Annotated in this window: 10 protein-coding genes and 1 tRNA gene; 2 read left to right on the forward strand and 9 right to left on the reverse strand. The window is 67.1% G+C overall.

The features are described 5' to 3' along the window. The first annotated feature begins 33 nt into the window (after positions 1-33). Positions 34-3,525 carry a transcription-repair coupling factor gene (gene mfd, locus JNX00_RS13960; RefSeq protein WP_070399981.1) on the forward strand — a complete coding sequence of 1,164 codons (3,492 nt, stop codon included), beginning with the start codon at positions 34-36 and terminating at the stop codon, positions 3,523-3,525. Further along, positions 3,522-4,250, forward strand: coding sequence for a phosphoserine phosphatase SerB (gene serB / locus JNX00_RS13965; RefSeq protein WP_204742650.1), 729 nt, complete (start codon positions 3,522-3,524; stop codon positions 4,248-4,250). The genes mfd and serB overlap by 4 nt, the downstream gene beginning before the upstream one ends. Before the next feature lie 63 nt (positions 4,251-4,313). Here serB and JNX00_RS13970 read toward each other — a convergent pair. From JNX00_RS13970 to thrS, 9 genes are all read right to left on the reverse strand, one after another. Further along, positions 4,314-4,390: transfer RNA gene (locus JNX00_RS13970), tRNA-Pro, on the reverse strand. 37 nt (positions 4,391-4,427) lie between these two features. Further along, positions 4,428-4,889, reverse strand: a complete 462-nt coding sequence (locus JNX00_RS13975) for a MerR family transcriptional regulator (RefSeq protein ID WP_204742651.1) — start codon at positions 4,887-4,889, stop codon at positions 4,428-4,430. Between the two features lie 125 nt (positions 4,890-5,014). After that, positions 5,015-5,341 carry an integration host factor subunit alpha gene (locus JNX00_RS13980; protein WP_009517529.1) on the reverse strand — a complete coding sequence of 109 codons (327 nt, stop codon included), beginning with the start codon at positions 5,339-5,341 and terminating at the stop codon, positions 5,015-5,017. A gap of 29 nt (positions 5,342-5,370) precedes the next feature. Next, positions 5,371-7,791, reverse strand: a complete 2,421-nt coding sequence (pheT, locus tag JNX00_RS13985; RefSeq protein WP_204742652.1) for a phenylalanine--tRNA ligase subunit beta — start codon at positions 7,789-7,791, stop codon at positions 5,371-5,373. A gap of 9 nt (positions 7,792-7,800) precedes the next feature. Further along, positions 7,801-8,853, reverse strand: a complete 1,053-nt coding sequence (pheS, locus tag JNX00_RS13990) for a phenylalanine--tRNA ligase subunit alpha (RefSeq protein ID WP_070399973.1) — start codon at positions 8,851-8,853, stop codon at positions 7,801-7,803. A 105-nt stretch (positions 8,854-8,958) separates the two neighbouring features. After that, the gene (gene rplT / locus JNX00_RS13995; protein WP_009517526.1) at positions 8,959-9,321 is read right to left on the reverse strand and encodes a 50S ribosomal protein L20; all 363 of its coding nucleotides are present in this window, start codon (positions 9,319-9,321) and stop codon (positions 8,959-8,961) included. A gap of 23 nt (positions 9,322-9,344) precedes the next feature. Beyond that, complete coding sequence (gene rpmI / locus JNX00_RS14000; RefSeq protein WP_070399972.1) at positions 9,345-9,548, reverse strand: 50S ribosomal protein L35; 204 nt, start codon at positions 9,546-9,548, stop codon at positions 9,345-9,347. Between the two features lie 185 nt (positions 9,549-9,733). Next, on the reverse strand, positions 9,734-10,339 hold the full coding sequence (gene infC / locus JNX00_RS14005) for a translation initiation factor IF-3 (protein WP_083293252.1): 606 nt from the start codon (positions 10,337-10,339) through the stop codon (positions 9,734-9,736). Between the two features lie 115 nt (positions 10,340-10,454). Continuing rightward, positions 10,455-12,362 carry a threonine--tRNA ligase gene (gene thrS, locus JNX00_RS14010; protein WP_204742653.1) on the reverse strand — a complete coding sequence of 636 codons (1,908 nt, stop codon included), beginning with the start codon at positions 12,360-12,362 and terminating at the stop codon, positions 10,455-10,457. Between the last annotated feature and the right edge of the window lie 68 nt (positions 12,363-12,430).

A 12,430-nucleotide genomic window follows, 5' to 3' on the forward strand; every position in this document is an offset into this window, starting at 1 on the left:
ACCGGGGGTATTTGCATTGTTGGTACCGACCGAATGTCCCTCACCCTGCCCGCGCTGAGCCCCGGCAAGCGCCACACCCTGCCCCACCCCGGCGGCTCGGCCGACGCGCTGTGGTTGGCCCGCCTGGCCGAGCGCGAACAGCGCGACGGCCGGCTCACCGCCATCGTCACGGCCGACGCGAACGACGCCCGGCGCCTGATCGACGAGCTGGCCTTCTTCGCACCCGATCTGCGCACCACGCTGTTTCCCGATTGGGAAACCCTGCCCTACGACACCTTCTCGCCGCACCAGGACCTCATCAGCGAGCGCCTGGCCACCCTGTGGCGCATCTCCCAGCGCGCGCAGGACGGCGGCGCCGACGTGGTACTGGTGCCCGCCACCACGGCGCTCTACCGGCTCGCGCCACCGTCCTTCCTGGCGGGCTACACCTTCCACTTCAAGGTCAAGCAATCGCTGGACGAGGCGCGGCTCAAGGGCCAGCTCACGCTCGCGGGCTACCAGCACGTCACACAGGTGGTGAGTCCCGGCGAGTACGCCGTGCGCGGCGGCCTCATCGACCTCTTCCCCATGGGCAGCCCGGTGCCGTACCGCGTGGATCTGTTCGACGACGAGATCGACAGCATCCGCACCTTCGACCCCGACAGCCAGCGCAGCCTGTACCCGGTGAACGAGGTGCGCCTGCTGCCCGGCCGCGAATTCCCTATGGACGACGCGGCGCGCGCGCGCTTTCGCAGCCGCTGGCGCGAACTGCTCGAAGGCGACCCGACCAAGAGCCGCCTATACAAGGACATGGGCAACGGGGTGGCCACCGCCGGCATCGAGTACTACCTGCCGCTGTTCTTCGAGGACACCGCCACGGTGTTCGACTACCTTGGCGAGGCCGCAACCTTGGTGCTGCACGGGGAGCTGGAGCCCGCCTTCCAGCGCTTCTGGCAGGACACGCGCGAGCGCCACCGCCTGCTGCAGGGCGATCCCGACCGCCCCATCCTGCCGCCCGACGCCCTCTTCCTCAACGCCGAGCAGTTCTTCACCCGGGCCAAGGCGCATGCCCAGGTGGTGATGCGCCCGGGCGCCAGCGACGTGAGCGACAGCGCATTCGCCCAGGCACTGCCCGATCTGGCCGTGGTGCGCGGCGCCGACGAACCGCTGGCCAAGCTGCAGGCCCACCTGCGCGCCAGCCCGCAGCGCGCGCTGATCTTGGCCGAAAGCGACGGCCGCCGAGAAAGCCTGCTCGACTTCCTGCGCGCCAGCGGCCTGAACCCGCCCGCCTTCGACAGCCTGGCCGAATTCCAGGCCAGCGAGGAAAAGGCCGGCATCGCCACCGCCGCCCTGGCCACCGGCTTCGCCTGGCTGGAAGCCGGCATCGACTTCGTCACAGAGACCGAGCTCTTCGCCGCCGGCCCCACCACACGCCGGCGCCGCAAGCAGGAGCAGGTGAGCGACGTCGACGCGCTCATCAAGGACCTGTCCGAGCTCAACGTGGGCGACCCGGTCGTGCACGCGGCGCACGGCATCGGCCGCTACCGCGGGCTCATCAACCTGGACATGGGCGAGAAAAACGCCGACGGCACGCCCGCGCTGCAGGAGTTCCTGCACCTGGAATACGCCGACAAGGCCGTGCTCTACGTGCCCGTGAGTCAGCTCGGTCTCATCGGCCGCTACACCGGTGTCAGCGCCGACGAGGCGCCACTGCACAAGCTGGGCAGCGGCCAGTGGGAGAAGGCCAAGCGCAAGGCCGCCGAGCAGGTGCGCGACGCCGCCGCCGAACTGCTCAACATCTACGCGCGCCGCGCCGCGCGCCAAGGCCACGCCTTCCGCTACTCACCGCAGGACTACGAGGCCTTCGCCAACGACTTCGGCTTCGAGGAAACCGCCGACCAGCGCGCCGCCATCCACGCCGTGGTGCAGGACATGATCAGCCCGCGGCCCATGGACCGCCTGGTCTGCGGCGACGTGGGCTTCGGCAAGACCGAAGTGGCACTGCGGGCGGCCTTCGTGGCCGTGACCGGCGGCAAGCAGGTGGCCTTCCTCGCGCCCACCACGCTGCTGGCAGAACAGCACTACCAGACCCTGGTGGACCGCTTCAGCAAGTGGCCGGTGAAGATCGCCGAGATGAGCCGCTTCCGATCGCAGAAGGAAATCACCGCGGCCATGAAGGGCATCGCCGACGGCTCGGTGGACATCGTCGTTGGCACGCACAAGCTGCTGAGCGAGAAAGCCCAGTTCAAGAACCTGGGCCTGCTCATCATCGACGAGGAGCACCGCTTCGGCGTGCGCCACAAGGAGGCCATGAAGCAGCTGCGCGCCGAAGTCGACGTGCTGACGCTCACCGCCACCCCCATCCCCCGCACCCTGGGCATGGCGCTCGAGGGCCTGCGCGACCTGAGCGTGATCGCCACCGCCCCGCAGCGCCGCCTGGCCATCAAGACCTTCGTTCGCAACGAAGGCAACGGCGTCATCCGCGAGGCCGTGCTGCGCGAGCTCAAGCGCGGCGGCCAGGTCTACTTCCTGCACAACGAGGTCGAAACCATCGAAAACCGCAAGGCCAAGCTGGAAGAGATCCTGCCCGAGGCGCGCATCGCCGTCGCGCACGGCCAGATGCCCGAGCGCGAGCTGGAGCGCGTGATGCGCGACTTCGTGGCCCAGCGGTACAACCTGTTGCTGTGCTCCACCATCATCGAGACCGGCATCGACGTGCCCACGGCCAACACCATCGTCATGAGCCGCGCCGACAAGTTCGGCCTGGCGCAGCTGCACCAGCTGCGCGGCCGCGTGGGCCGCAGCCACCACCAGGCCTACGCCTACCTGCTGGTGCCCGAGATCGAAGGCCTCACCAAACAGGCCGCGCAGCGGCTGGACGCCATCCAGCAGATGGAGGAACTGGGCAGCGGCTTTTACCTGGCCATGCACGATCTGGAGATCCGTGGCGCCGGCGAGGTGCTGGGCGAGAACCAGAGCGGCAACATGCTGGAGGTGGGTTTCCAGCTCTACAACGAGATGCTCTCGGAGGCCGTGAAGGCGCTCAAGGCCGGCCGCGAACCCGACCTGCTGGCGCCCTTGTCCGTCACCACCGACATCAACCTGCACGCCCCCGCCCTGCTGCCCAACGACTACTGCGGCGACGTGCACCTGCGCCTGAGCTTCTACAAAAAGCTGGCCACCGCCCGCAGCGCCGAGCAGGTCGATGCCCTGCTGGAGGAAATCGTCGACCGCTTCGGCAAGCCGCCGGCGCAGACGCAGACCCTCATCGACGTGCACCGCCTGCGCGTGCTCAGCGCGCCCTATGGCGTGGCCAAGGTCGACGCGGCGCCGGGCGTGATCAACATCACCTTCAAACCCAACCCGCCCATCGAGCCGATGCGCATCGTCGAGCTCATCCAGAAGCACAAGCACATCAAGCTGGCGGGCAACGAGAAGCTGCGCATCGAGCGCGCGCTGCCCGAGGTGAAGGACCGCGTGCAACTCGTGCGCGACGTGCTGCGCGCCCTGGGCCAACCCCAAAAGACCACCACCGAAACCGCATGACCGCCCCCGCCACTTCCATCGCCCCCGGCCTCACCGTGCGTGGCTTCACGCCGCCGCTCAAGCTCCGCGACTTCAAGCTCATCGCCTTCGACATGGATTCCACGCTCATCAGCATCGAGTGCGTGGACGAGATCGCCGACGTGGTCGGCAAGAAGGCGGAGGTCGCCGCCATCACCGAGGCCGCGATGCGCGGCGAAATCACCGACTACAAGGACAGCCTGCGCCGTCGTGTGGCCCTGCTCAAGGGCGTGACCGTGGCCGACATGGAGCAGGTGCTGGTCGAGCGCCTGCGCATCAACCCCGGCGCGGCCGAACTCGTGCGCGCCTGCCAGGCCGCCGGACTCAAGGTGCTGCTGGTCTCTGGCGGCTTCACCTATTTCGCCTACCGTGTGCGCGACACGCTGGGCATCGACTTCGTGCGCGCCAACGTGCTGGAGATCGCGAGCGGCGCGAACTGCGGCGAACTCACGGGCCGCATGGTCGACCAGACCTGGGGCGACATCTGCGACGGCGCAGAGAAGCGGCGCACCCTGCTGGAGGTGGCCTCGCTGCTGGGCATCGAGCCCTCGGAATGCATTGCCATGGGCGACGGCGCCAACGACCTGCCCATGATGGGTGTGGCCGGCCTGTCCGTGGCCTACCACGCCAAGCCCGCCGTGCGCGAACAGGCCATGGTGTCCATCGAAAGCGGCGGACTGGACCGCCTGCTGGAGGTGCTGCGCTGAAGCGCGGGCGCCCGAGACAAAAGAAAAAGCCCGTCATCGCAAGATGACGGGCTTTCGCATAAGTGGTCGGCGTGGCGGGATTCGAACTCGCGACCCCTTGCACCCCATGCAAGTGCGCTACCAGGCTGCGCTACACGCCGACAAGCCTCGCATTATAGCCGGCAAAAAAGCGCTCTCTCAGGCCGATAGCCGAAGCAACTCACGAATCTCGAGCAGTTCGCGGCGCATGTCGCTCAACAGCGTGGGTTCGGCCGATGCCGCTGGCGCGGCGTGCGACACCATGGCCGACACCACGGTGGTGTCGTCGTCGTGGATGACGGCGTCCAGGTCGATCACGTCGATCGGATCTTCCTCGTCCTGGCGGCGCTTCTCGCGCTCGGCCTGGGCCAGTTCCTGCAGCTTGTTGCGTGCACCGCTGATGGTGAAGCCCTGGTCGTACAGCAGCTCGCGGATGCGGCGGATCATCAGCACCTCGTGGTGCTGGTAGTAGCGCCGGTTGCCCCGGCGCTTCATGGGGCGAAGCTGCGTGAACTCCTGCTCCCAGTAGCGCAGCACATGCGGCTTGACGCCACACAGCTCGCCCACCTCACCAATGGTGAAGTAGCGCTTCGCTGGAATGGGGGGCAGCGATTTTTCCATGTAAATCAAGGCGGTAGAAACCGAAGCTTGAATTTACTCTAAGTCAGGAAACCCCGGGGACTACCCCGGGGCTTTTCGTGCGAAATGTTGTAAGCGACCCCTATCGGGCCGCGCGACAGCGCCGTTCAGCCGCCGATGACCGCCGCCTGCACCTGCTCCTTGAGCTTGGGACTGGCGTGGAAAGTGACAACCCGCCGGGCCTGGATGGCCACCGGTTCGCCGGTGCGCGGGTTGCGGCCCGGGCGGGCCGCCTTGGTGCGGATCTGGAAGTTGCCGAAGCCCGAGATCTTCACGTCCGTGCCATTGACCAGGCTCTCGGTGATGAGATCGAAGAAGGCGTCGATCATGTCCTTGGATTCCCGCTTGTTCAGGCCGATCTGGTCGAACAGCAGCTCGGCGAGCTGCGCCTTGGTGAGGGCGGGGGTTTCCAGGCTTTCGACGGCCAGTTCCATCGGGTTCTCCTTCTTGTCGGTGTCGGGGCTCAAGCGCGCAGACGGGCTTTCACGCGCTGCTGCAGGGACACGAGCGTCTGCTGCACGGCGGCTTCGATCTGTTCGTCGGCCAGTGTAGCGTCCTCACGGTTCATGACGAGGCGCACGGCCAGGCTCTTCTCATGCTCCGCCAGGCCGGGCACCGTGGCGCCTTTCTTCGGTCGGTAGACATCGAACAGCACGGCGTCCTGCAGCCAGGGGTTCCCGGCGGCGCGGATGGCGGCCATCACGGCGTCGTGCGAGACGGCTTCGTCGACCACCAGCGCCAGGTCGCGCTGCACCGGCTGGTGGCGGCTGACCGCGCGGAAGGCCGGCACCGGCCGGGCCAGCACGGCGTCGAGTTCCAGTTCGAACAGCACCGGCGCCTGGGGCAATTCGTATGCCTGGCGCCAGCGCGGGTGCAATTCGCCCACGTGACCGATGCAGCGGCCGTCCAGCCACACGGCCGCGCAGCGGCCCGGGTGCATCGCCGGGTGTTCGGCCGCGCGGAACTCGGCGCGGCGCGGCGCCAGCAAGGCCTCCACATCGCCCTTGGCGTCGAAGAAATCGGCGCCGCGATCGCTCTCGCCCCACTGCAAGGCGTTCAGCGGCCCGCCCGCGAGGCCGGCCACGCGCATGGGCTGGTCGAAGCCGGCCACGGTGGTGTCGCTGTCGGCCACGCCCGCGTCCTTGCGGAACACACGGCCGATCTCGAACAGGCGCACGCGCTCGGCGCGGCGGTCGAGGTTGAACTTGCACACCGCCACCAGGCTGCCGATCAGCGAGGAGCGCATCACGCTCATCTGGCTGGCGATCGGGTTGAGCAACTGGATCGGGTCGGCGTTGCCCGCGAGCTCACGCTCCCAGCGCTCTTCGACGAAGCTGAAGTTGATCGTCTCCTGGTAACCCAGCTGCGCGAGCTGGCGGCGCACGGCGAAAGCGCCGCGGCGCGCCTCGGGACGCAGCTTGGCGGTGATCGGCGCCAGCGGCGGCGCGGTGGGCAGTTGCTCGTAGCCCACGAGGCGCACCACTTCTTCGATCAGGTCCTCCTCGATCTGCAGATCGAAGCGGTAGGGTGGCGGCGTCACGGTGACCGTGCCCTCGCCCTCCTGCAAGGCCAGACCCAGGCGGCGCAGCGCACCCACGCACTGCGCCTGCGTGAGCGGCATGCCGATGACCTTGGCCGCGCGCGCCACGCGCAAGGTGACGGGCTTGGCCTCGGGCAGGCGCGCCACCTGGTCGTCCATGGGACCGGCCTGGCCGCCGCAAATCTCCAGCACGAGCTGCGTGATGCGCTCGATGTGCTCGACCGTCGTGGACGGATCGACACCACGCTCGAAGCGGTGGCCCGCGTCCGTGCTGAAGTTGTAGCGGCGCGAACGCCCGGCCACCGCCTTGGGCCACCAGAAGGCGGCCTCGATGTAGATGTTCTGGGTGTCGTCGGACACCGCGGTGGCGTCGCCGCCCATGATGCCCGCCAGCGACTCGACCGCCTGGTCGTCGGCGATCACGCCCACGCCGGCGTCCACCGCGATGGTGTTGCCGTTGAGCAGCTTGAGCGTTTCGCCCTCGCGCCCCCAGCGCACCTGCAGGCCGCCGTGGATCTTGTCGAGATCGAAGATGTGCGAGGGCCGGCCGAGCTCGAACATCACGTAGTTGGAGATGTCCACCAGCGCGGTGACGCTGCGCTGGCCGCAGCGCGCCAGGCGATCGACCATCCAGGCCGGCGTCTGCGCCCGGGTGTTCACGCCGCGCACCACGCGGCCGCTGAAGCGGCCGCACAGGTCGGGCGCCTCGATGCGCACCGGCAGCCGGTCGTCCAGCGACACCGGCGCGGCCGGGAAGCTGGGCGCCTGCAGCGGCGCGCCGGTGATGGCCGCCACTTCGCGCGCGATGCCGTACACGCTCAGGCAGTGCGCCAGATTGGGCGTGAGCTTCAGGGTGAACAGCATGTCGTCCAGCGCCAGCTGCTCGCGGATGTCGCGCCCCACCACGGCGTCGGCGGCGAGTTCGAGCAGGCCTTCGTGGCTGTCGGACAGCTGCAGCTCACGCGCCGAGCACAGCATGCCCTGGCTTTCCACGCCGCGCAGCTTGCCAAGCTTGATGGCGAAGGGCTTGCCGTCCTCGCCCGGGGGCAGTTCGGCGCCCACCAGCGCGCAAGGCACCTTGATCCCCACGCGGGCGTTCGGCGCGCCGCAAACGATATTGAGCGGCGCGCCCTGCCCCACGTCCACCTCGCACACCCGCAGGCGATCGGCGTTGGGGTGCTGCGCGGCGGACTTGATCTCGCCCACCACGACTCGGGTGAACGGCGGCGCCACCGGGCGCAGCTCTTCGACCTCGAGCCCGGCCATGGTGAGGGTGTCGGCAAGTTGCTGGCTCGTCAGCGGCGGGTTGCAGAAGCTGCGCAGCCAGGATTCGGGGAATTGCATGGTGGTCGCTTATCGGAACTGGCTGAGGAAACGCACGTCGCCGTCGAAGAACAGGCGCAGGTCATTGACGCCGTAGCGCAGCATGGTCAGGCGGTCGGGGCCCATGCCAAAGGCGAAGCCGATGTAGCGCTCGGGGTCGAGGCCCATGTTGCGCACCACGTTCGGGTGCACCTGGCCGGAGCCCGCCACTTCGAGCCAGCGCCCGGCCAGCGGGCCGCTCTGGAACTGGATGTCGATCTCCGCGCTCGGCTCGGTGAACGGGAAGAAGCTGGGGCGAAAGCGCAGCACCAGGTCGTCGCTCTCGAAGAAGGTGCGGCAGAAATCGGTGAAGACGACCTTGAGGTCTTTGAAGCTCACGTTCTCGCCAATCCACAGGCCCTCGCACTGGTGGAACATGGGCGAGTGGGTAGCGTCGCTGTCCACGCGGTAGGTGCGGCCCGGCGCGATGACGCGGATCTCGGGCATGCCCTGGCCGGCGTCCAGGGCCGCGCGGTGGCGCTTGACGTGCTGCACCGCGTGGCGGATCTGCATCGGGCTGGTGTGCGTGCGCAGCAGATTGGGCGCTTTCGCCGAGCCGCCTTCCACGTAGAAGGTGTCGTGCATGGAACGCGCCGGGTGGTCCTCGGGGGTGTTCAGGGCCGTGAAGTTGAACCAGTCGGACTCGATCTCGGGCCCCTCGGCCACCTCGAAACCCATGGAGCCGAAGATGGCCTCGATGCGCTCCAGCGTGAGGCTCACCGGGTGCAGCCCGCCCGCGCCGCGCTGACGGCCCGGCAGGCTCACGTCCAGGGCCTCGGCCTTGAGCTGGGCGTCCAGCTCCGCGTCGGCCAGGGCCTGGCGGCGCTGCGTCAGCGCGCCCTCGATGGCCTGCTTGGCCAGGTTGATCGCAGCACCGCGGGTCTTCTTCTCGTCCACCGACAGGGCAGCCATGCCCTTCATCAACTCGGTGATGCGGCCCGACTTGCCCAGGTAGCGCGCCTTGGCGTTCTCCAGGTCGGCCGGCGTGGCGGCCTGCGCGAACTCGGCGCGCGCCGCCTCGGCCAGGTTGTCCAACTCGTTCATTCGATGCGTGTCCGATGCAATGAAAAAAGGGTTGAAGCCGGCGGGTCACCCCTCAAGCCTCAACCCCTTAGAACGGCAGCGGGCGCCTGCGCGCCCGGCCGGGAATCAAGCGGTGGCCAGCTTGGCTTTGACCTGCTCCACGATGCTGCCAAAAGCCGCCGGGTCGTTGACGGCCAGGTCGGCGAGGACCTTGCGGTCGATCTCGATCTGGGCCTTCTTCAGACCGTTGGCGAACTGGCTGTAAGTCAGGCCGCAAGCGCGCGCACCGGCGTTGATACGCGCGATCCACAGCTGGCGGAACACGCGCTTCTTGGTGCGGCGATCGCGGTAGGCGTACTGGCCCGCCTTCATCACCGCCTGTTTGGCGATGCGGAAGACGTTGCCGCGGCGGCCGCGGAAACCTTTGGCCAGAGCCAGGACTTTTTTATGGCGGGCGCGAGCCGTGACACCACGTTTGACGCGAGGCATATGCTTCTCCTAGTTCGTCTTGATTACAGGCCAGCGAACGGCAGCATCTGCGCCATGTGACCCATGTTGGTCTCATGGACGTTGACGGCCCCGCGCAGGTGGCGCTTGTTCTTGGTGGACTTCTTGGTCAGGATGTGACGCTTGAAGGCTTGACCGCGCTTGACGGTGCCACCGGGACGAACGCGAAAACGCTTCTTCGCGCTGCTCTTGGTCTTCATTTTGGGCATGGAAATGCTCCTTTTGATTTGTGCTCGCGAGGCGCCGCGGCAACCAGCCACGGTCTTGATGGGCCCCGAGCCACTTCTGGTAAGGCCCTTTCGGGTCTTCCTTTCGGCACCGGCCTTGCGGCTGGTGCCTCAAGCCGGCAGGGGACCAACCCTGCCCGCTCAATTCTTCAAACAACCCCGGCGTCTCAGGCCGCCGTGGGGCTGGCCGCCGGCGCCGCCGTTTCGGCCGCGGGCTTCGCCGCCACCTTCTTGCGGCTCGGCGCGATCATCATGATCATCTGGCGCCCTTCCAGCTTCGGGAACTGCTCCACGATGATCAGGTCACCCAACTCGTCGCGGATGCGGTTCAGCAGCGCCAGACCGAGTTCCTGGTGCGTGATCTCGCGGCCACGGAAGCGCAGCGTGATCTTGCACTTGTCGCCGTCGTCCAGGAACCGGCGGATGTTGCGCATCTTGATGTTGTAGTCGCCGTCGTCGGTACCCGGGCGGAACTTGACTTCCTTGATCTCGATGACCGTCTGCTTGGCTTTCGCTTCGGCCGCCTTCTTCTGTTCCTGGTACTTGAACTTGCCGTAATCCATCAGGCGGCACACCGGCGGATTCGCGGTGGCGGCGATCTCCACGAGATCGACGTCGAGCTCGCCAGCCATCCGAAGGGCTTCCTGCAAGCTCACGATGCCCAAGGGCTCGTTGTTCGGGCCGTTGAGGCGAACCTCGGGGGCCATGATTTCCCGGTTCAGGCGGTGCGCGCGTTCTTCACGCTGGCGGCGGTCGCGAAAGTTGGTAGCGATGGTGCGTTTCCTTCAAGTGGGCCGGTGAATCAAAAGCGGCCTGTCGGCCGCGGGGCTGCTCGCACCATGGGCGCCCGGTGATGCGGCGGCTTCACCGGGCCATGCCCGAGGGCGTTCAAGCCTTGGATGAAACCGATGTCGCGACGAGCTGGGAGAAGGCCTCCAGCGACATCACGCCCAGGTCTTTGTTGCCCCGGGCCCGCACCGCCACGGCGCCAGCGGCCTTTTCCTTGTCGCCCACAACGGCAATGAAAGGCAGCTTTTGCAACGCGTGCTCTCGTATTTTATACGTTATTTTCTCGTTGCGCAGGTCTGTTTCGACTCTAAGCCCTTGATTCTGCAGTGATTTCGCGATTTCACGACAGTAATCGGCCTGCGCGTCCGTGATGTTGAGCACCGCCACCTGCACCGGCGCCAGCCAGGTGGGCAGCGCGCCGGCGTGCTGTTCGATCAGGATGCCAATGAAACGCTCCAGACTGCCAACGATGGCGCGGTGCAGCATGATGGGGCGCTGCCGGGAGCCATCTTCGGCCACGTACTCGGCGTCCAGGCGCTCGGGCATGTTCGGGTCGACCTGCATCGTGCCGCACTGCCACTGGCGTCCCAGGGCGTCCTTCAGCGTGTACTCGATCTTCGGGCCGTAGAAGGCGCCCTCGCCCGGCAGGTACTCGAATTCGCAGCCCGACGCGCGTAGGCCCTGGGCCAGGGCGGCCTCGGCCTTGTCCCAGCTCTCCTCGCTGCCGATGCGCTTCTCGGGGCGCGTCGAGAGCTTGTAGAGGATCTCAGTGAAGCCGAAGTCCTTGTAGACCTTCTGCAGCAGCGTCGTGAAGGCGGCGACCTCGGCCTGGATCATGTCTTCGGTGCAGAAGATGTGGCCGTCGTCCTGCGTGAAGGCGCGCACGCGCATGATGCCGTGCAGCCCGCCCGTGGGCTCATTGCGGTGGCAGTTGCCGAACTCACCGAAGCGCAGCGGCAGGTCACGGTAGCTCTTGATGCCCTGCTTGTAGATGAGGATGTGACCGGGGCAATTCATCGGCTTGAGCGCGTAGTCGCGCTTTTCCGACTCCGTGGTGAACATGTTCTCGCGGTACTTGTCCCAGTGGCCGGTCTTTTCCCACAGCGCCTTGTCCAGGATCTGCGGACCCTTGACCTCCTGGTAGCCGTTGTCGCGGTAGACGCGGCGCATGTACTGCTCCACCTCCTGCCAGACCACCCAGCCCTTGGGATGCCAGAACACCGTGCCGGGGCTGTGCTCGTCCAGGTGGAACAGGTCCAGCTCGCGGCCCAGCTTGCGGTGGTCGCGCTTCTCGGCTTCCTCCAGCATGGTCAGGTATTGCTGCAGCTCTTCCTTGGTGGCCCAGGCCGTGCCGTAGATGCGCTGCAGCATCTCGTTGCGGTGGTCCCCTCGCCAATAGGCGCCGGCCACCTTCATGAGCTTGAAGTGCTTGAGCTTGCCCGTGCTGGGCACGTGCGGACCGCGGCAGAGGTCCTCGAACCCGCCTTCACGGTAGAGGCTCACGTCCTCGTTGGCCGGGATGCTGGCGATGATCTCGGCCTTGTAGTGCTCGCCCATGGCCTTGAAGTGGGCCACGGCCTCATCGCGCGGCAACACGCGGCGCTCGACCTTCTCGTCCTTGTTGGCGAGTTCGGCCATGCGCTTCTCGATGGCGGCCAGGTCGTCGGGTGTGAAAGGACGTTTGTACGAAAAATCGTAGTAAAAGCCGTTCTCGATGACCGGGCCGATGGTGACCTGCGCCTCGGGATACAGCTCTTTCACGGCGTAGGCCAGCAGGTGGGCGGTGGAGTGGCGGATCATCTCCAGGCCGTCGGCGTCCTTGGCCGTGACGATCGCGAGCGAGGCGTCGCGATCGATGGTGTAGCTGGTGTCGACCAGCCGGCCGTCCACCTTGCCGCCCAGCGCGGCCTTGGCCAGGCCACTGCCGATGGAGGCCGCGACGTCGGCCACCGTCACCGGTGCGGGAAAGCTGCGTTGCGAACCGTCGGGAAGCGTGATCTGGGGCATGGTGGGTATCCGGAAAACAAAAAAGCGCGGCTGGGGCCGCGCTTTCATGAGGAAGAGGAAAAGGACTC

The sequence above is a fragment of the Hydrogenophaga sp. YM1 genome (assembly GCF_016903055.1).
GTDB lineage: Bacteria > Pseudomonadota > Gammaproteobacteria > Burkholderiales > Burkholderiaceae_C > Hydrogenophaga > Hydrogenophaga borbori.